We start from the raw sequence: 20,151 nt of genomic DNA, 5'->3' as shown, positions 1-20,151 counted from the left end.
GGACATTCCACAATAGAGGCGAACGCCTGCTGGATTCGAAAGTTCGCCGGATGGCGACGATCGCCGCAGACTCTTCACGAAGTCCCCGCGACACCGTGACGCTACCCATTCCGGGTATTCAGGACACAGTTGGGCCACGTATCCTGGGTGACGATCCACAGGTCGGGCGACCGGTACCCCCACCGAACGATACGTCCCGACAACAGCGCTGGCGTGGACCAGCCCGAAGCGGAAGGTCGACCCGTGTCCGACGAACGCACACTGTTCCCCATCACCATGCGCGGCTACGACCGCATCATGGTGGAAGGCCAGCTGGCCAAGCTCGAGAAGGACCTCGAGGCGGCCCGTCACCGGGCCGAGTCCGCCGACGCCCGGGCTGTGCAGCTCACGTCGGACCTCCAGGACGCTCAGCGCCAGCTGCGCGAGTCCGACCGCCCCTCCTACTCGGGACTGGGGTCGCGCATCGAGCAGCTCCTGCGTTCCGCGGAGGAGCAGTCGGCCGACATCCTGGCCCAGGCCAACGCCCAGGCCGTCGACATCATGTCGCGCGCCAAGGTCGCGGGGGGCCAGATCCGCTCGCGCGCCGAGAACGAGGTCGCCGAGCTGCTCTCGGGCGCTCGTCGCGAGGCCGAGGAGATCCGGTCCACGGCCGCCTCGGAGACCGAGAGCACCCTGGTCGGCGCGCAGCGCCGTGCCGAGGAGTTCGTGGGTTCCGCCGAGCGCGAGGCTGCCCGCATCCAGAGCGCCCTGAACACCGAGGAGAGCGAGCGCCGGTCGAGCCTCGAGCGCGAGCTGGGCACCCTGCGCGCCCAGGTCGAGCGCGAGACCACCGAGCTGCGCGTCGCGACCGAGCGCGAGACCGCCGAGCTGCGCGCCCGCGTCGCCGCCGAGACGGCCGCGATGCGCGAGGCTGCCGAGCGCGAGACCACCGAGCTCCGCGAGACCACGCGTCGCGAGGCCGAGCGCCAGGTCGCCGAGGCCAAGCGTGCGGCGTCCGAGGCCGCGAACGCCGTGACCTCCGAGATGGAGGAGCTGCGCGAGAAGGCGCGGACCGCGCTGGCCGAGGCCGAGCTGGACATCGCCCGCCGCCGCGAGGAGGCCGAGCTGGAGAGCGCGCAGCGCCACCAGACGGCCAAGGAGGAGACCGAGAAGCTCGTCGCGACCGCCGAGGCGCACGCGTCCGACGCCGAGCACCGCGTGGTCACCGCTCTCGAGCAGGCCGAGAAGGTCCGCACCGAGTCCGACGACTACGTCAAGGAGGTCATCGCGACCGCGCGGCACAACGCGGACCGCGTGGTCGCCGAGGCGCGCGAGTTCGCCGAGCAGACCGTCGGGGACGCCAAGGCCGAGGCCGAGCAGCAGCGGGCGGCCGCCCAGCGTCAGCTCGAGGACCTCACGCGTCAGCACGAGTCGATCAACACCTACCTCGACGAACTGCGCGGGCTGCTCGGCGACGGCGAGGGCGGCGCGGCCAAGGCCAAGGCGGCTCCGGCCGTGGCCATCGCAGGCACGCCGGCGCAGCGCGCTCGGGCCGCGAACCTCATGACCGCGGAGTTCCCGCAGGTCGAGGTCGAGGGCGAGGAGAGCGAGGACTCCGCGTCCTCGAAGTCCTCGGATTCCTCCGCCTCCGCGAAGGCCTGAGCACGGCCATGACGCACGACGGCGACGACACCGAGGGCTTGCCCGGGTCGTCGCCGTCGTCTGCTCCCGGCCCTCACGGCCCTGCCGCCGGCACGCACGCGACGAACGACGCCGGCGGCACCGCCGGCGCGCTCGGCGGCACCGCAGGGCGAGCCGCGAGCAGCACCACGCCCGACGACGTCGCGGCCTGGCGTGCTCAGCGCACCGAGGCGGCGGCTCACCAGGCGAACGAGCTCGAGCGTCGCCGCGCGCTGGAGTCTGCCGAGGCCGCCGAGCTGCTCCGGGAGTTCGTCGCCGAGGCCGAGCGCCGCGGCATCGCCCCGGTCCCGCTCCAGGCCCGCTCGTACGCGGGGGACGCGACGTACCGCACCAGGACGCTCGGCTGGTACCTGCGCAAGAACCGGACGCTCGGCGTCGGCACCGACGCGTCGTTCTACATCCTCAGCGTCCAGGGCGGGCTCTCGGCCCGGCTCCGGGGTGCGACCCTCGTCCCGTCGGACCCGCCGCTCGTGCTCGGCAAGGGCGGGCGCGACGGCGAGTCCATCTCGCTCGCGGACGCGATCGAGCTGGTGCTCGAGCGCGGCTGACCGCCCGGCGACGGCCGCTGGACCTCCTCTGCCGAGCCCGAGAACGAGACCACGGCCTCTGCCGGGCCACGGGACACCTCCCGCAGCCCGGCAGGCAGCACAGGTCCCGGGCGTCAGTCCCGGGCGACGGCCCAGAGGTCGCCGATCGCGTTCGCGACCGCCGGTGCGTCCTCGACCGCGCTCATGTGCCCCGCGGCGGGCACCACGACGAGCGTCGCCCCGGGGGCCGCGGCGACCAGGTGCTCGGCCGCCTCGATCGGGGTGAGCGTGTCCTCCTCGCCCACGACCACGGCCACCGGGCCCGCGAAGCGGGCCAGCACCTCGGTGCGGTCCGGGCGGGCGGCCATGGCACGCTGGGCCCACGCGACGCCGTCGGGCCGCTGGGAACGGATCCACTCCTCGAGGCGAGCCGTCAGACCACGGCGCGCGACCTTGCTCGTCGCGCCCAGCAGCGCTCCCGGCATCCCGAGGACCGCGTCGACCGTGCGGCTCTCGCTGACCGCGTCCGCGATGCGCAGGCGGTTCGCACGGGCCGCGTCGTCGTCGGCCGTCGACTTGGTGTCCACGAGGCCCAGTGCCACCACGAAGTCCGCATGGCGCTCGGCCGCGGCGAGCGCGACGTAGCCCCCCATCGACATGCCCACGACCACGGCGCGCTCGATCCCGGCGGCGCGGGCCGCGACGACCACGGCGTCGGCGGCGGCCTCGATCGAGGGCGGTTCTCCCCCGAGCGGGCTCTCGCCCAGGCCCGGGAGGTCGACCGCGAGGACCGTGATGCCGCTCGGCAGCGCCGCGGCGGTGTCATCCCACATGCGGTGGTCGAGCGGGAAGCCGTGCACGAGCAGCACGGGAAGCCCGTGCCCCTCACGCAGGGTGTGCAGGGCGAGGTGCGGGGTGGTGGTCATGGTGTCTGTCCTGTCGTCGTCGGCTGGACGTGCGTGCGGCTCGCGTCGTACGAGGCCTGGTCGGAGGCCTCGGTGTCGGTGCCCGTCTCGGTCTGCGCGTCCCACGTCGTGGGGAGCGGCACCGGGAATCCGGGGCGGACGTGGGAGACGATCTCGTCGAGGACCCGGCGCACCGACGGCTCCCCCACCCACAGGTGCTTGGCGCCCTCGACCGCGATGACCTCGGCCTGGGGCACGCGCGCGAACCGGCGGCGGGCCTCCTCGGGGCGCAGGTAGTCGTCGAGCTCGGGGACCAGGACCACGAGCGGCTTGCCGAACGCGGCCCACCGGTCCAGGTCCGCGTCGGTCGCGCGGTGCAGGGGCGGGGAGAGCAGGATCGCGCCCTCGATGCCGGGGTCCGTGCCGTGCTTGAGGACGAGCTCGGTCCCGAACGACCATCCCACGAGCCAGCGGTGGGGCAGGTCGTGGAACTCGGCCAGCTCGATCGCCGCGGCGACGTCGAAGCGCTCGGCCTCGCCGCCGTCGAACGCGCCCTCGCTCGTGCCGCGCGGCGACGACGTGCCGCGCGTGTTGAAGCGCAGCACCGCGAGGTCCGCGAGAGCGGGCAGGCGCCACGCGGCCTTGCGGTAGACGTGGGAGTCCATGTAGCCGCCGTGCGTGGGCAGCGGGTGCAGGGTGATCAAGGTGCCCGACGGCGCAGCGTGCGCCGGGAGGGCGAGCTCGCCCACGAGCGTCAGGCCGTCGGCGGTGTGGAGCTCGACGTCCTCGCGGCGGGCCGGCAGGACCGTGAGCGAGCGGATCGGGGCGCCGTGCTCGGCGGGCTTGCCCTCGGGGGCCGTGGGCAGCTCCGGGGACGGCGCTGCGGGCGCGGCTGGACGGTCGGTCGCGGGGTCAGGACTGTGCGCGTTCATCACGACCGAGCCTAGCCGGGGTCTCCCTCAACGGCGCCGGGCGCGCGCCTCCCAGCACCCCGTGTGCCAGTGGCGGCGGTCCTCGAGCGCGGACTGCGCGCCGAACATCGAGTCCTTGGCCCACGCGACGACGTGGCTCGTCCCGGCGGGGACGTTCTGCCGGCATCCCGGGCACACGTACGACTTGTCGCTCTGCCGGACGGTGCGGACGGTCCACTCGCCGTCGGGCCCGGACTCGGACCGCATGCCGCCCAGGGCACGGTTGAGGTCGAGCGGAGGGGGTTCCGCTCCCCAGGGACGACGGCGTGAGGGACGTTTCGAGGGCACGGTTCCATTGTCCACGGTCGCGACAGCGACGAGTGCTCGCCGTCGCGACAGCGACGAGTGCTCGCCGTCGCGACAACGACGAGTGCGCTCAGGTCGCGACAGCGACGGCCACCCGCGTCCGTTTTCAGCACACTCCCAGAGAGTGCGGCTAGAGTTGCGGGGCCCGCCACTCCCGTGCTCGTCGCCGTGTTCACTCCCGGTCGTGCGCGGACACCCCCGAACGAAGGATCCTTGTGAAGCTCCGTACCTCTCGCGGCCTCGTCGCGATCGCCCTGGGTACCGCCCTCGTCCTGTCCGGTTGTGCGTCCGGAGACGGCGGGAGCGCCAGCCCGTCCCCCAGCGAGTCGGCACCGGCAGACACCGGCGTGGCAGCCCCCACGGCGGAGGACATCGCCGCGGTCGAGGCCATCAAGGTCACGGGCGACATCGGCACCGAGCCCACTGCGGAGTTCGAGACGCCTTTCACCGTCTCGACGGCCACGGCCCGCATCGACGTCGAAGGAACGGGCGCGGACCTCGAAGAGGGTCAGCAGCTCACCATGAAGTCGATCCTCTACGCCGGCAAGGACGCCAGCGTCCTCGGGTCGATGTGGGGCGACGAGAGCCAGGTCGACACCATCACGCTGGGCGACCCGTCGCTCTACCCCGTGCTCAACGAGATCCTCACGGGCCAGAAGGTCGGCACGCGCTTCATCTTCGCCGCGCCCGGCCAGGACGGCTCGACGAGCATCTCCATCGTCGAGGTGACCGGCGCCAAGACGATCCCCACGCGCGCCGAGGGCGAGGCCGTGACCCCGGCCGACGGTCTGCCGGTCGTCACGCTGGACGACACGGGCAAGCCCAGCATCGCGATCCCCGAGGGCTACACCGCTCCCACGGAGCTCGTCACGCAGACCCTCATCAAGGGCACCGGCCCTGAGGTCGCCGCAGACGACACGATCACCGCGAACTACACCGGGTGGAAGATGGACGGCACGGTCTTCGACTCGTCGTGGGAGAACGGCTCCCCGCTGAACATCCCGCTCACGAACCTCGTGCAGGGCTGGCAGCAGGGCCTCGTCGGGCAGACGGTCGGTAGCCAGGTGCTGCTGGTCATCCCGCCGGAGCTCGCCTACGGTGCTGAGGCCAGCGAGTCCAACCCCCTCGGCGGCGAGACCCTGATCTTCGTGCTCGACATCCTGGATGCTTCCTGATCCACACGCCTTCCTGACGGCTGAGCCGTCGAGGGCCGTCGGATCGCCGAAGGGCCACCTCCCGCTCGCGGGGGGTGGCCCTTCTCGCGTGCTGGACGGTGACGTCCGGCGCGGGCCGTTGGGCGGGCCACCTCACAGGGGCTGCCCCTAGGCTCTGTCCATGAGCACAGAGCGCGAAGTCATGACGTGGGAGCTGTTCGGCACCGCGTCCAGGCAGCTGGCCGAGCAGGTGGTCGCGGGCGGCTTCCAGCCCGACGTCGTGGTCGCGATCGCCCGCGGCGGGCTGCTGCCCGGCGGGGCCGTGGCCTACGCGCTGGGCACCAAGGGCGTCGGGACGCTCAACGTGGAGTTCTACACGGACATCGGTCAGACGCTCGCGGACCCCCGCGTCCTTCCTCCGCTCATGGACACGTCGGAGCTCCCGGGGTCCAAGGTCCTCGTGGTCGACGACGTCGCGGACTCGGGCCGGACGCTCGCCCTGGTCATGGACCTGCTCGCCGAGCACGGCACCGAGGCACGCTCGGCCGTGCTCTACACCAAGCCGCGCACGATCCTCCAGCCGGACTTCTCCTGGAAGGAGACCGACCGGTGGATCACGTTCCCGTGGTCGGCCGAGCCTCCGGTCGAGGGCGCGCTGGCGAGGCCGAACGACTGACGCTCTGACCGGCAGCACGGATCACCGCCGCCGGTTCGCCGGCCGCGCTGGTCGGGCCCTGCCGACGCCACCGGTCCTCGAACGACGGACGCCCCGCCGCTCCTTCCGGAGTGGCGGGGCGTCCGTCGTTGGATCGTGGTCAGCCCGTGAGTGCGGTGCTGCCGAGCGGGATCAGAAGTCCCAGTCGTCGTCCTCGGTGTTCACGGCCTTGCCGATCACGTACGACGAGCCCGAGCCGGAGAAGAAGTCGTGGTTCTCGTCGGCGTTCGGGGACAGTGCGGACAGGATCGCCGGGTTGACGTCGGTCTCGTCCTTGGGGAACAGCGCCTCGTAGCCCAGGTTCATGAGGGCCTTGTTGGCGTTGTAGCGCAGGAACTTCTTGACGTCCTCGGTGAGGCCCACGCCGTCGTAGAGGTCCGCGGTGTACTGGACCTCGTTCTCGTAGAGCTCGAACAGGAGCTCGTACGTGTAGGCCTTCATCTCGTCACGCTCCTCGGGGCTCAGCTTCTCGAGCCCCTTCTGGAACTTGTAGCCGATGTAGTACCCGTGCACGGCCTCGTCGCGGATGATGAGGCGGATCAGGTCGGCCGTGTTGGTGAGCTTGGCGCGGCTCGACCAGTACATGGGCAGGTAGAAGCCCGAGTAGAACAGGAAGGACTCGAGCAGCGTGCTCGCGACCTTGCGCTTGAGCGGCGAGTCGCCCTTGTAGTACTCCATGACGATCTCGGCCTTGCGCTGGAGGTTGGGGTTCTCCTCCGACCAGCGGAACGCCTCGTCGATCTCGCGCGTCGAGCACAGCGTCGAGAAGATCGACGAGTAGCTCTTGGCGTGCACGGACTCCATGAAGGCGATGTTCGTGTACACGGCCTCCTCGTGCGGGGTGATCGCGTCAGGGATGAGCGACACGGCGCCCACGGTGCCCTGGATGGTGTCCAGGAGCGTGAGGCCGGTGAAGACGCGCATGGTGAGCGTCTTCTCCTCCTCGGTGAGCGTGGCCCAGCTCTGGATGTCGTTCGAGACCGGCACCTTCTCGGGGAGCCAGAAGTTCCCGACGAGACGGTCCCAGACCTCGGCGTCCTTGTCGTCGTCGAGACGGTTCCAGTTGATCGCGGACACGCGATCGATGAGCTTGAGCTTCCCAGTGGGTGACATCGACTACTTCTCTCTCCAACGCCCGCAGCCGAGCCGGGGCACGAACGACATTCAACAGTCAGCATCTCTCCCCTGGGCCGAGTGTGGCGAACCCAGGAGAGAGATCGAGCGGCCGGCGCGGAGGGGGCGCGGGTCGTGGTCGGGTCTGGCGGGAGGCCGTGAGGAACGAACGGCCGGATGGCAGACCCGCGCCCCCTCCGCAGAGGCCGTGGAACTCAGGTGATTGCTTCAGGCAATCAGAGCATGCAGGAGACGCAACCCTCCACCTCGGTGCCCTCGAGCGCGAGCTGGCGCAGGCGGATGTAGTACAGGGTCTTGATGCCCTTGCGCCATGCGTAGATCTGCGCGCGGTTGACGTCGCGCGTGGTCGCGGTGTCCTTGAAGAACAGCGTGAGGCTCAGGCCCTGGTCCACGTGCTGCGTCGCCGCGGCGTACGTGTCGATGATCTTCTCGTAGCCGATCTCGTACGCGTCCTGGTAGTACTCCAGGTTGTCGTTCGTCAGGTAGGGCGCCGGGTAGTAGACGCGCCCGATCTTGCCTTCCTTGCGGATCTCGATCTTGGCCGCGACCGGGTGGATCGACGACGTCGAGTTGTTGATGTAGCTGATCGAACCGGTCGGCGGGACCGCCTGGAGGTTCTGGTTGTAGATGCCGTGCTCCTTGACGGAGGCGGCCAGGGTCTTCCAGTCCTCCTGCGTGGGGATGTGCACGCCGGCGGTCTCGAACAGCTCCTTGACGCGCGGCGTCGCGGGCTCCCACACCTGGTCCGTGTACTTCGCGAAGTACTCGCCCGAGGCGTAGGTCGAGTCCTCGAACCCGCCGAACGCGCGGCCCCGCTCGATCGCGAGGCGGTTGCTCGCCGCGATCGCGTGGTAGGCCACGGTGTAGAAGTAGATGTTCGTGAAGTCGATGCCCTCTTCGGAGCCGTAGAAGACGCGCTCGCGAGCGAGGTACCCGTGCAGGTTCATCTGGCCGAGGCCGATCGCGTGGCCCGACTCGTTGGCGCGCTTGATCGACGGGACGGACTCGATGCTCGTCTGGTCGGACACGGCCGTCAGGGCACGGATCGCGGTGTCGATGGTCTTGGCGAAGTCCGGCGAGTCCATCGTCTTGGCGATGTTGAGCGAGCCGAGGTTGCACGAGATGTCGCGGCCGACGTGGTCGTACGACAGGTCCTCGTTGTACGTCGAGGGCGTCGAGACCTGGAGGATCTCCGAGCACAGGTTCGAGTGCGTGATGCGACCCTTGATGGGGTTCGCCTTGTTGACCGTGTCCTCGAACATGACGTACGGGTAGCCGGACTCGAACTGCAGCTCGGCGAGGGTCTGGAAGAACTCGCGGGCCTTGATCTTCGTCTTGCGGATGCGTGCGTCGTCGACCATCTCGTCGTACTTCTCGGTGACCGAGATGTCGGCGAAGGGCTTGCCGTAGACGCGCTCGACGTCGTACGGCGAGAACAGGTACATGTCCTCGTTCTTCTTCGCCAGGTCGAACGTGATGTCCGGGATGACCACACCGAGCGACAGCGTCTTGATGCGGATCTTCTCGTCGGCGTTCTCACGCTTCGTGTCGAGGAAACGCATGATGTCGGGGTGGTGCGCGTGCAGGTAGACCGCGCCGGCTCCCTGGCGGGCCCCGAGCTGGTTCGCGTAGGAGAAGGAGTCCTCGAGGAGCTTCATCACGGGGATGACGCCCGAGGACTGGTTCTCGATGTGCTTGATCGGGGCGCCGTGCTCACGGATGTTGCTCAGGAGCAGGGCCACGCCGCCGCCACGCTTGGAGAGCTGCAGCGCGGAGTTGATGCCGCGCGCGATGGACTCCATGTTGTCCTCGATGCGCAGCAGGAAGCAGGACACGGGCTCGCCGCGCTGCGCCTTGCCGATGTTGAGGAACGTGGGGGTCGCGGGCTGGAAGCGGCCGGCGACGATCTCCTCGACGATGTCGAGCGCCGTCTGCTCGTTGCCGTCCGCCAGGCCGAGGGCGACCATGGACACACGGTCCTCGAAGCGCTCGAGGTACCGCTTGCCGTCGAACGTCTTGAGCGTGTACGAGGTGTAGTACTTGAACGCGCCGAGGAACGTGTCGAAGCGGAACTTCTTGGAGTAGGCGAACTCGAACAGCGTCTTGACGAAGTCGCGGTCGTACTTGTCGAGGACCGCGGGGTCGTAGTACTTGTTCTCGACCAGGTACTCGAGCTTCTCCTCCAGGCTGTGGAAGAAGACCGTGTTCTGGTTCACGTGCTGCAGGAAGTACTGGCGCGCTGCCTGGCGGTCCTTGTCGAACTGGATCTCGCCGTCGGGGCCGTACAGGTTGAGCATCGCGTTGAGCGCGTGGTAGTCGAGCTCGACGCCCGCCGCCACCGTGCTCACGCTGGAATCCGTGACTGTCGTTGCCAAAATCGTCCCAATCCGTCGCGGACGCGCTCGACGTCCTCGGCTGTTCCCAGAAGTTCGAAGGCGTACAGGTAGGGCACCTGGCACTTCGAGGAGATGATGTCGCCGGCGATGCAGTAGGCCTCGCCGAAGTTGGTGTTGCCCGCAGCGATGACGCCGCGGATCAACGACCGGTTGTGTGAGTCGTTCAAGAACTTGATGACCTGGCGGGGCACCGCCCCGCCCTCGTTGCCGCCGCCGTACGTCGGGACCATCAGGACGTAGGGCTCGTCGACCCGCAGGAACTCGTCCTTGGGTCGCAGCGGGATGCGGTGGACCGTGCAGCCACGGTCCTCGAGGCCCAGGCGCTGGACGAACCGGTGGGTGTTGTCCGACGCGCTGGAGAAATAGACGAGCGATCCCATGTCACACCTCGCAGCGGGGACCGGTGGGACGAGCTGGTCAGGCGACGGGAGCGACCTTCGTCGCGAGAGCGTTGATCTGGTCGGGGCGGAAGCCCGACCAGTGCTCGTCGCCCGCGATGACGACGGGTGCCTGCAGGTAGCCGAGGCCGCGCACGAGCTCGAGTGCCTCGGCGTCCTGGCTGATGTCCACGACGGAGTACTCGATGCCCTTCTTGTCGAGGGCGCGGTACGTCGCGTCGCACTGAACGCAAGCCGGCTTGCTGTAGACCGTGATGCTCATCTGGTCAGTCTCCTCGGGTAGGGGATCGAGCTTCCAGCGGGGGCGCTCAGGCCGACTCCCTGCTGGGGTCCTGACCTCGAAGAACGCTGATGGAACTACGACCGTGTGGTTTGCCGGGGAGACGATCGCTCCCTGGTGTTGACCACTATACCTAGTGGGCGGGTTCCGCGCTCGGCACTAGATGTCGTGGTCGGACGATCTTCGCCGCCTCTTCCTCGAGACGCGTCGAAGTGTGCTACAAGCACGGATCCATCCTCCCAGGAGGCACTGACACTCCCCCGGATGCACCCCGTCGTCCACCGGTACAGGAGCCCGCGAACGGCGTGTCCGAGCGGCCCTGAGGACTTCTCCACAGCTTGTGGAAGCCCTCCGTCCACATGCTGTGCAGAGCGCACGAAGAGGTCCGGAGCGCCGGTCGGCCCCGCGGTGACGCGGGGGACGACCGACCTCCGAACCCGACAAGCCGGACACGATTTCGCCCGCGTGTCATGTTCTGTCGGCGTGTCGCGCCGCGACCGTGACAGGTGCGAGATAGATCACCGGCGACGTCGACCACCGCTGTCAGCCGACCTCCGCCACCCCGGGCAGCACCGAGGTCGTCGCGAGCCGGCGGTACCAGTGCGCAGAGTCCTTCCACGTGCGCTCGAGCGTGTCGTAGTCGACACGGATGATCCCGAACCGACGGTCGTAGCCGTAGCCCCACTCGAAGTTGTCGAGCAGCGACCACGCGAAGTACCCGCGCACGTCGGCCCCCGCGTCGATCGCAGCACCCACCGCGTCGATGTGGTCGTGCAGGTAGGCAACACGACGGTCGTCGTGGACCCGCGCGGTCCCGTCGGCGTCGACCGTGACCTCGTCGTCGAACGCCGCACCGTTCTCGGTGACCATGAGCGGCTGGCCCGGGTACGCCCGGTGCACCGAGAGGAGCAGCTCGGTCATCCCGGCGGGCTCGATGTTCCAGCCCATCGCGGTGTACGGGCCCGCCTGCGTCACGAACTCGACGTCCTCGACCCCGATCCACGGGCTGTGGCTCGATGCGCCGTGGCCGTCGTTCTCCGCGCGCTCGCCGTCGCCCGCGAAGTGGCGGACCTTGGTCGTCGAGTAGTAGTTGATGCCGAGCACGGACAGGGGCTGCCGGACGATCTCGAGGTCGCCGTCCTGGACGAACGACCAGTCGGTCACGTGCGCGGTGTCGGCGAGCAGGTCGGCCGGGTAGGCGCCGTCGAGCAGCGGGCCGAGGAACGCCCGGTTGGCGAGCCCGTCGATCTTCCGGACCGCGTCCAGGTCGGCCTCCGACGTGGGGTCGTCGGGCCGGATCACGTGCAGGTTGAGCGTCACGGACGTCATGGTGTCGTTGCCCAGCTCGTCGCGGATCGCGAGGCACGCGAGCCCGTGGGCGAGGTTGAGGTGGTGCACGGCCGCGAGCGCCGCGACGGGCTCGGTGCGTCCCGGGGCGTGCACGCCCGAGCCGTAGCCGAGGTAGGCCGAGCACCATGGTTCGTTGAGCGTGGTCCACACGTCGATCCGGTCGCCGAGCTCGCGGGCCATGCGGCGCGCGTACTCGGCGAACGCGTGCGCGGTCTCGCGGTTCGCCCAGCCGCCGCGGTCCTCGAGCTCCTGCGGGAGGTCCCAGTGGTAGAGCGTGACGACGGGCTTGACGCCCGCCTCGAGCAGCGCGTCGACGAGGCGCGAGTAGAACGCGATGCCCTCGGGGTTGAACTCTCCGGTGCCGCCGGGCTGGACGCGCGACCAGGAGATCGAGAACCGGTAGGCGCCGAGCCCGAGGTCCTTGATGTGCTGCACGTCCTCGGCCCACCGGTGGTAGTGGTCGTCGGCGACGTCGCCCGTGTCGCCGTTCAGGGTACGGCCGGGGGTGTGGGAGTAGGTGTCCCAGATGGAGGGTCCGCGCCCGCCCTCGGCGGCGGCGCCCTCGATCTGGTACGCGGCGGTGGCCGACCCCCACAGGAAGTCGGTCGGGAAAGCCCGCCGTGCGGGTGGCTGTGCTGTGGACGGTGCGGGTCCGGCGTCCTGCCGGGTAGCGACGTTGCTCACGGTGTTCCTTCGGTGGTTCTGGGTTGGACGGTCCGTGCAAAGCGTGGGAGCGCTCTCACGTATCGATTCGATCAGGGTACCCACGCGCGGGGGCGACGTCGAGGCCCAGGGCGAGCGGCGCCGTCGGGCACGGGGCTCCCTGCCCGACGACGCCGCTCACCTCTCCCCTCGCCCACACGACGGGAGGAGCGTCAGACGGGCAGCTCGACGCTCCCCGCCCCCTCGGCCCGGACGACGCGGTCTCCGACCTGCACGGCCCACGGGGCCCGGGCGTCGTCCGAGGTGACCGTGACCCTCCTCCCCTCGCGGCGCGTGCGGAACGTCGTCGGCTCGCCCGTCTCGGACGGGACCGTGGTCGTCGAGTCGTGCCCGTCGGGCAGCTCGAACAGGCGCAGCGTCACGCCGTCGGCCCACGCGTAGTCCGGGCGGTCGGTGCGCGCACCGACCGGCAGGACCGTGCCCGGGCGGACCAGGAGAGGCAACGAGTCGAACCCGTGCCGCTCGGCCACCCACCGCGGCCCGGACACCGCGCGCCCGTCGAGCAGGTTCGTCCAGCGGCCCTCCGGGACGTAGTACTCGACGTCGCCCTCGGTGCTGAACACCGGTGCGACGAGCAGCGCGTCGCCCAGCATGTACTGGGTGTCGACGCCGGCCGTCCCCCGGTCGCCCGGGAACTCGAGCATCATGGGCCGCATCATCGGCACGCCCTGCCCGTGCGCCTCCCCCGCCACCCTGGCCAGGTACGGCATGAGCGACATCTTGAGCCGCGTGAAGGTCCGCGCGACGTCCACGGCCTCGTCGTCGAACGCCCAGGGCACGCGATAGGAGTCCGAGGCGTGCAGGCGGCTGTGCGAGGACAGCAGGCCGAACGCGGTCCAGCGCTTGAAGACCGCCGGGTCGGGCGTGCCCTCGAACCCCCCGATGTCGTGGCTCCAGTACCCGAACCCCGACAGCGCGAGCGAGAGACCGCCGCGCAGCGACTCGGCCATCGAGGCGTACGTCGACTCGCAGTCCCCGCCCCAGTGGACCGGGAACTGCTGACCGCCCGCGGTCGCCGACCGCGCGAAGAGCACCGCCTCGCCCTCGCCGCGCTCGGCCTGCAGCAGCTCGAACACGGCCTCGTTGTACAGGTGCGCGTAGTAGTTGTGCATGCGCTGCGGGTCCGACCCGTCGTGCCACACCACGTCCGTGGGGATCCGCTCGCCGAAGTCGGTCTTGAAGCAGTCGACGCCCTGGTCCAGCAGGCCCTTGAGCTGTGCGAGGTACCAGGCCTTCGCGTCGGGGTTCGTGAAGTCGACGAGCGCCATGCCCGCCTGCCACATGTCCCACTGCCAGACGTCGCCCGCGGGCGTCAGCACCAGGTACCCCTTCTCGCACCCCTCGGCGAACAGGTGCGAGCGCTGGGCGACGTACGGGTTGATCCACGCCGAGATCCGCAGCCCCTTGGCGCGCAGCCGCGCGAGCATGCCCTCGGGGTCGGGGAACGTGGCCGGGTCCCACACGAAGTCGCACCAGTGGAACTGCCGCATCCAGAAGCAGTCGAAGTGGAAGACGCTCAGGGGGATCTCGCGCTCGGCCATGCCGTCGATGAACGAGGTCACGGTGCCCTCGTCGTAGTCGGTCGTGAACGAGGTCGACAACCACAGCCCGAACGACCACGCGGGCACCCTGGCGGGCCGCCCCGTGAGCGCGGTGTACCGGCTGAGGATCTCCTTGGGCGTCGCGCCGTAGATCACGTAGTACTGGAGCGTCTCGCCCACGACCGAGAACTGCGTGCGCGAGACAACCTCGGTGCCCACCTCGAACGAGACCCTCTCGGGGTGCGCCACGAACACGCCGTAGCCCGCGTCCGACAGGTAGAACGGGACGTTCTTGTACGCCTGGTCGCTCGCCGTCCCGCCGTCCTCGTTCCAGATGTCGACCGACTGCCCGTTCTTGACCAGCGCACCGAAGCGCTCGCCCAGGCCGTACAGGTGCTCACCCACGCCGATCGTGAGCTGCTCACGGACGTGATGGGCGCCGTCGGGCGTCGTGACGACCCCGACGCTGCGGTCGGTCGAGCTCGTCAGGACCCTGCCGTCGGCCACGAAGTCCACGCGCCAGCCGCCGTCGGTCGCGACCCGGGCCGCGAGCCGGCCCGAGGTCAGCGACGCGCCGTGCTCGCCCTCGACGAGGGGCAGGACGACCTTGGAGTCGCCCGGCGCACGCGAGACCTCGAAGTGCGGGCCCGGGTCCCGGCGCCCCTGGTGGTGCTCGATGCGCACGCCCACGACGTCGTCCATGGGCGCGTCGAACGACACCGTGACGAGGGGCCGGTTGAGCGTGTCGCCACGCGTCAGGATCGGCGCCGTGGGCGCGTACACCACGAGCCGGCCCGCGTCGTCGACGACCTCGTCGACCGACTGCGGCCGCAGCAACGTCACGCCCGGCAGCAGCTTCCAGTAACCATCCGTGAACTTCATGAGTTCCTCTCGATCAGGACGACGACGTCGTCGGCCGCGAGGACGACCTCGCCGGCAGCAGGTGGGAGCCCGGTCAGGAGGTCGACGACCTCGGCCCGGGGATGAGATGGGGAGACGGACGAGGAGCCGCGCGGGAACAGGTCCTCCACGCGGACGCGGACCGTGTCCCGTCCGTGGTTCAGCACGAAGAGCGCGTCACCGCGCCGGACCACCTCGACGCCGGGGAGGCGCACCGCGGGTGCTACCCCCTCGACGCCGGCCTCCGCGAGCGCCCGCCGCAGCACGTGCGCGAGGACGTCCTGCGGCGGCACGGTCGCGACGTACCAGGCCGCACCGCCCCCCGGGAGCCCGTGCCGGGTGATCGCCGGTCCCCCGTCGAGGTGACCGCCGCGGAACGACGCGAGGACCTCGGCCCCCTCGGAGCGCACGAGCTCGCCCAGGACCTCGGCACGGAACGAGCCCGTGCCCGCCGCGGGCACGGGCGCGGGCACGGGCGCGGGCTCGGACACGGACGGCCGCGAGGACGTCGCGCCGGGCGTCCCGGACGGTTCGCCCGGGCGCCCTCCTGGTCGCGCCGCCGTCGACCCTGCCGACCAGGCGACCTCCGCGCCGTCGTCGGGGAGCGGTACCCACTCCTCCCCGCTGAGCCCGACGACGTCCCGCAGCAGGGCGGGGAAGCGCCCGGTCCGCACGTGCGCGGACTCGTCCGCGACCCCTCCGAACGGGCCGAGCACGAGCGTCCCACCCCGGGCGACGTGCGCGCGCAGCTCCTCGGCCGCCCGCTCGGCGAGCAGGTAGAGCTGGGGGGCCAGCACGACGTCGTAGCCCGACAGGTCCTGCCCCGGGCGGGCGACGTCGACCGCGACGCCGTCCTCCCACAGGGGGCGGTACCAGGACCGGAGCTGCGCCAGGGCGTCGAGCCGGTCGGTCGGCAGCGCCTCGCTCTGCGACGCCCACCAGCTCGGCCAGTCGAAGAGGACCGCGACCCGCGCCACGACGCGCGTGCCGACGACGGCGCGCAGCCTCGCGAGGTCAGCCCCCAGGCGGCGGACCCCCTGGTGCGCGCGGGTCTCGGGGCCCGCGTGCGGGAGCATGGCCGAGTGGAAGCGCTCGGGCCCCTTGGTCGCAGCCCTCCACTGGAAGAAGCAGACCGCGTCGGCCCCGCGAGCCACGGCCTGCAGCGACTCCAGACGCGAGCGCCCGGGCGACTTGGTGAGGTTGTGCGGGCGCCAGCTCACGGCGCCGGCCGCCTGCTCCATGAGGACCCAGGGCCGACCGCGCCCGAGCGAGCGCATGAGGTCGTGCGTGAGCGCCGACGTGCTCGGGGCGTGCGGGTCGGCCGGGTCGGGGTAGGCGTCGTCCGCGACCACGTCCAGGTCGTCGGCCCACGACCAGTAGTCGACGAGGGGGAAGAAGCCCATGAAGTTCGTCGTCACGGGGCGCACGGGATCGATGCCACGGATCACGTCGCGCTGCTCGCGGAACAGCGACCGCAGCGCGTCGGACGAGTATCGCCGGAAGTCCAGGACCTGGGTCGGGTTGAGGTGGTAGGGCGCCCGACGCGGAGGGGTGATCTCCTCCCACTGCCCGTAGTGCTGCGACCACACCGCGGTCCCCCACGCCTCGTTGAGCACCGCGAGCGAGCCGTAACGCTCGCGCAGCCACTCCCGGAAGGCCGCGGCGGACTCCTCGCCGTGGCAGACCTGGCCGAGCTCGTTGCCCACGTGCCACATCCGGACCGCGGGGTGCGTCGCGTACCGCTCGACGACGTCGCGCGTGATCGCGAGCGCGTGATCGCGGTAGACCCGCGACGCCGGGCTGAACTGGTTGCGCGATCCCCAGCCCAGGCGTACGCCGTCCGCGTCGACCGGCAGAGTGTCGGGGTGCAGGTGCCCGAGCCAGGGGGGTGGAGAGGCGGTCGGGGTCGCGAGGTCCACGGCGATGCCGTGCGCGTGCAGGAGGTCGAGCACCTCGTCCATCCAGGCGAAGTCACGCACGCCCGGCTGCGGCTCGTAGCGCGACCAGCTGAAGACCCCGACGGTCACGAGGTTGACCCCTGCCAGCTGCATGAGCCGGGCGTCCTCGCGCCACACGGCCGGGTCCCACTGCTCGGGGTTGTAGTCACCGCCGAACAGCACGCCGAGCTCGGTGGTCGACGGCGAGAGCCCGGGGGCCGGGTCCGTGCCCTGGTGCGGGGACGGGCGACCGCCGGTGCGGTCAGGGGTCAGTAGCGTCATTGCCTCTCCTGGTCTCCACTTCATCGAAGCGGTTCAACACGCTAGTCTGACCGCCGAGGTCCTGTCCAGCGTCCTGACGAGATGCTTCGTCGAGGACAGCTCCCGGGAAAGCCGGGGAGCGCCCCGCAGAACGAGGAGGCAAACCGCATGATCGCGCGGCCCGATGGGCATCGAGACGAGCCGACGGGGCCGTTCGACGGATGGTCGCTCGTCGACGACCGTCCCGCGGAAGAATGGATCGAAGCGCTTCCGGTGGGGAACGGGAGGATCGGCGCCATGTGCTTCGGCGGGATCGGCACGGAGCGGCTCCAGGTCAACGACGCGACCGTGTGGTCCGGGGCGGGGGCCGAGCCGCTCGCGGGCCGCGGGCTCTCGAGCGCCGACGCACGCCCCCCGGCCTGGGCCCCGGAACCTCCGCGCGCGCACGGGCCCGCGCACCTCGCCGAGATCCGGGCGGCCGTCACGGCGGGAGATCCGCGCCGCGCCGAGCAGCTCCTGCAGGACGTGCAGACTCCGTACGCGCAGGCCTACCTCCCGTTCGTCGACGTCCACGTGAGCGTCGCACCGGCCGAGGCGAAGGACCCTCCCGGCGCGACGAGCGAGACCGCCGGTGCGCACGGGACCCGTGGCTACTCCCGACGGCTCGACCTGCACGAGGCCGTCGCGTCGCACGAGTACTCGCTGCCGGGACCGACGCAGGGTCTCGACGTCCGGCACGAGACGTGGGTCGGCGCACCCGACCAGGTGCTCGTCCACACGGTCACGACCAGCACGCCGAGCACCCTCACGGTCCGGGTCTCGAGCGTCCTGCGCGGGACGTCGGCCGACGCTGCCCCTGCTCCCGAGGAGCGCGGTGGCGCGGACCCCGGCGGGGAGGTCGCCGCGAGCCCTGGTGCGCTCGCGTGCGGGATCCTGCGGCACGAGGTGCAGCTCCCGGTCGACGTCGCTCCGGGCCACGAGAGCGTCGAGGTCCCGGTGCGGTACGACGACGGCGGGCGGCACGGGGTCGCGGTCGTCGCCGCTCCCGGCGCGCGGGTCGAGGACGGCCGGCTCGTCCTGCCCGCGGCGCTGCGGCACGTGCTCGTCGTCGCGACCGCGACGTCGCAGGACCCGACGTCCACGGGACCGGGCTCACGAGCCGACGCGTCTGCCCGGGCGACCGCGAGCGCCGTCGCGGCCCTCTCGTCGGGGTCGTCGAGCACTGTCGAGCCCCCGAGGGAGCCGCAGCGACCCGGTGCGTCCGACCAGGCCTCCCCCGCCTCGTCGGGCCCCAGGGCGGACGAGGCGGTCGCAGGCATCGTCGAGAGTCTTCGGCGCCGCCACGTCGACGAGCACCGTCGCCTCTTCGACCGGGTCCGGCTCCGGCTCGGGCCGGTCCCCGTGCGAGGGGACGCGACGGGCGCCACGGTGACCGAGCACCACCTGCGTCGCCCGCACGCCGTCGCTGCGACGCACGCCGACCCGGCGGACCCCGCGCTGGCCGCGCTCGCCTTCCACCACGGCCGCTACCTCCTGATCTCGAGCTCACGACCCGGTGGCCTCCCCGCGACGCTGCAGGGACTGTGGAACGACGAGCTCCCCGCTCCGTGGAGCAGCAGCTACACGCTCAACGTCAACACGCCCATGAACTACTGGGCCGCCGAGACCACCGACCTCGCCGAGTGCCACGAGCCCCTGCTCGCCCTCACGGCCCGCATCGCACGCGGCACCGGGGCGCGCGCGGCCGCGACGCTCTACGGGACGCGCGGGTGGGTCGCGCACCACAACACCGACGTCTGGGGGCATGCCTGGCCCGTGGGTGCGGGGCACGGCGACCCTGCCTGGGCGAGCTGGGCGCTGGGCGGGACCTGGCTCGCGCGCCACGTCTGGGACCACTACGTGTTCGCCCCTGATCCCGGCTATCTGCGCGACGTGGCGTGGCCCGTGCTCGAGGGCGCGGGACTCTTCGCGCTGGACTGGATCTGCACCGACGCGCGGCGCGACGCCGACGGGTTCGTCGAGGTCCCCCGCCAAGCCTGGACCTCGCCGTCGACGTCTCCGGAGAACCGCTACCTCGCGCCCGACGGCGCGCCCACGGCGGTCACGAGGTCGGCCACCATGGACGTCGCCCTGCTGCGCGACCTCGCGGCGTCGTGCCGCGCGGCGCACGAGGCGCTCGTGGAGCCGGGTGGCCCGGCGCGCCACGCCCCCGGGTGGCTGTCCGACCTCGAGGCCGCGGTCGCGCTCCTCCCGTCCCCCCGGGTAGGGGCCCGCGGGGGCGTGCTCGAGTGGGCCGAGGACCTGCCCGAGGCCGAGCCCGAGCACCGGCACCTCTCGCACCTCGTGGGACTGTTCCCCTTGGGGAGCCTGACCCCCGAGGAGCACCCCGACCTGTGCCGGGCCGCGGCGCGGAGCCTCGACCTGCGCGGCCCCGAGTCGACCGGTTGGTCCCTCGCCTGGCGGGCCGCGCTGTGGGCCCGGCTCGGGCGCGGCGACCGGGCCCACGACCAGGTGCGGCTCGCGCTGCGGACGGTCGAGTCGCCGTCGGGCCCGCTGGAGAGCGGGCCCGCCCCGCACCGCGGCGGGCTCTACCCGAACCTCTTCAGCGCGCACCCGCCGTTCCAGATCGACGGGAACCTGGGCCTCACGGCCGCGATCGCCGAGATGCTCCTCCAGAGCCACACCGACCACCTGGACCTGCTGCCCGCGCTGCCCGAGGCCTGGCCCCAGGGCGAGGTCGACGGGCTGCGAGCACGTGGCGGGATCCTCGTGGGGATCACCTGGCGGGACATGCGCGTGACCGAGGTCCGGCTGACCGCTCCCCCGACGCGCGCCGTCCGCGTCCGGCTGCGCACCGCGGACGGGCGCCGTGCCGACGTCGACCTCGCCCCCGGCGCTAGGGTTGCCCTCGGGCACGAGGCTCTCGGCGCGTCCTGCACGTCCTCCGCCACGGACCCGACCCCCTCCCCGGAC

Annotated in this window: 15 protein-coding genes; 5 read left to right on the top strand and 10 right to left on the bottom strand. The window is 71.3% G+C overall.

The window, feature by feature from the left end; all coding sequences use genetic code 11:
- The first annotated feature begins 243 nt into the window (after positions 1-243).
- On the top strand, positions 244-1,641 hold the full coding sequence (locus tag OERS_RS16575; RefSeq protein ID WP_068627115.1) for a coiled-coil domain-containing protein: 1,398 nt from the start codon (positions 244-246) through the stop codon (positions 1,639-1,641).
- Positions 1,642-1,649: 8 nt separating this feature from the next.
- Entirely contained in the window at positions 1,650-2,228 is a 579-nt protein-coding gene (locus OERS_RS16570) for a hypothetical protein (RefSeq protein ID WP_211268502.1), read from the top strand.
- Between the two features lie 113 nt (positions 2,229-2,341).
- On the opposite strand, the gene OERS_RS16565 is transcribed toward OERS_RS16570, so the two are convergent.
- The 3 genes from OERS_RS16565 to OERS_RS16555 are packed head-to-tail and all read right to left on the bottom strand — an operon-like array spanning position 2,342 to position 4,371.
- Complete coding sequence (locus OERS_RS16565; protein ID WP_068627113.1) at positions 2,342-3,133, bottom strand: alpha/beta fold hydrolase; 792 nt, start codon at positions 3,131-3,133, stop codon at positions 2,342-2,344.
- On the bottom strand, positions 3,130-4,044 hold the full coding sequence (locus OERS_RS16560) for an alpha/beta hydrolase (protein ID WP_231907666.1): 915 nt from the start codon (positions 4,042-4,044) through the stop codon (positions 3,130-3,132). The genes OERS_RS16565 and OERS_RS16560 overlap by 4 nt, the downstream gene beginning before the upstream one ends.
- 27 nt (positions 4,045-4,071) lie before the next feature.
- Positions 4,072-4,371 (bottom strand): hypothetical protein, encoded by a 300-nt coding sequence (locus OERS_RS16555; protein WP_056646246.1) that lies wholly within the window; start codon positions 4,369-4,371, stop codon positions 4,072-4,074.
- Between the two features lie 365 nt (positions 4,372-4,736).
- Between OERS_RS16555 and OERS_RS16550 the strand changes: the two genes are divergently transcribed.
- Together OERS_RS16550 and OERS_RS16545 are read left to right on the top strand one after the other, a co-directional pair.
- Positions 4,737-5,564: an FKBP-type peptidyl-prolyl cis-trans isomerase gene (locus OERS_RS16550; protein WP_231907665.1), complete on the top strand. Its 828-nt coding sequence runs from the start codon at positions 4,737-4,739 to the stop codon at positions 5,562-5,564.
- 160 nt (positions 5,565-5,724) lie between these two features.
- Positions 5,725-6,219, top strand: coding sequence for a phosphoribosyltransferase (locus tag OERS_RS16545; protein ID WP_056646240.1), 495 nt, complete (start codon positions 5,725-5,727; stop codon positions 6,217-6,219).
- Positions 6,220-6,390: 171 nt separating this feature from the next.
- On the opposite strand, the gene nrdF is transcribed toward OERS_RS16545, so the two are convergent.
- The 7 genes from nrdF to OERS_RS16510 all read right to left on the bottom strand — a co-directional run bounded on the left by nrdF (position 6,391) and on the right by OERS_RS16510 (position 17,199).
- The gene (gene nrdF / locus OERS_RS16540) at positions 6,391-7,371 is read right to left on the bottom strand and encodes a class 1b ribonucleoside-diphosphate reductase subunit beta (RefSeq protein WP_056763957.1); all 981 of its coding nucleotides are present in this window, start codon (positions 7,369-7,371) and stop codon (positions 6,391-6,393) included.
- 236 nt (positions 7,372-7,607) lie between these two features.
- Entirely contained in the window at positions 7,608-9,767 is a 2,160-nt protein-coding gene (gene nrdE, locus OERS_RS16535; protein WP_409365929.1) for a class 1b ribonucleoside-diphosphate reductase subunit alpha, read from the bottom strand.
- Positions 9,737-10,168: a class Ib ribonucleoside-diphosphate reductase assembly flavoprotein NrdI gene (gene nrdI / locus OERS_RS16530; protein ID WP_068627108.1), complete on the bottom strand. Its 432-nt coding sequence runs from the start codon at positions 10,166-10,168 to the stop codon at positions 9,737-9,739. The genes nrdE and nrdI overlap by 31 nt, the downstream gene beginning before the upstream one ends.
- Positions 10,169-10,205: 37 nt before the next feature.
- Positions 10,206-10,448: a glutaredoxin-like protein NrdH gene (gene nrdH, locus OERS_RS16525; RefSeq protein WP_056646227.1), complete on the bottom strand. Its 243-nt coding sequence runs from the start codon at positions 10,446-10,448 to the stop codon at positions 10,206-10,208.
- 561 nt (positions 10,449-11,009) lie between these two features.
- Positions 11,010-12,500: a GH1 family beta-glucosidase gene (locus OERS_RS16520; RefSeq protein ID WP_083201561.1), complete on the bottom strand. Its 1,491-nt coding sequence runs from the start codon at positions 12,498-12,500 to the stop codon at positions 11,010-11,012.
- A gap of 191 nt (positions 12,501-12,691) precedes the next feature.
- Entirely contained in the window at positions 12,692-14,962 is a 2,271-nt protein-coding gene (gene yicI, locus OERS_RS16515) for an alpha-xylosidase (protein ID WP_068627107.1), read from the bottom strand.
- Entirely contained in the window at positions 14,959-17,199 is a 2,241-nt protein-coding gene (locus tag OERS_RS16510) for a beta-galactosidase (protein ID WP_083201560.1), read from the bottom strand. Before OERS_RS16510 ends, yicI begins: the two co-directional genes overlap by 4 nt.
- Positions 17,200-17,280: 81 nt before the next feature.
- On the opposite strand from OERS_RS16510, the gene OERS_RS16505 reads away from it, so the two are divergent.
- A partial coding sequence (locus OERS_RS16505) for a glycosyl hydrolase family 95 catalytic domain-containing protein (RefSeq protein WP_139107894.1) occupies positions 17,281-20,151 on the top strand: 2,871 nt, incomplete at its 3' end.

This window comes from Oerskovia enterophila (assembly GCF_001692445.1).
In the GTDB taxonomy this organism is placed as follows: domain Bacteria; phylum Actinomycetota; class Actinomycetes; order Actinomycetales; family Cellulomonadaceae; genus Oerskovia; species Oerskovia enterophila.
The sequence above is the reverse complement of the archived record's forward strand: the minus strand, read 5'-3'. Positions and strand labels throughout refer to the sequence as shown.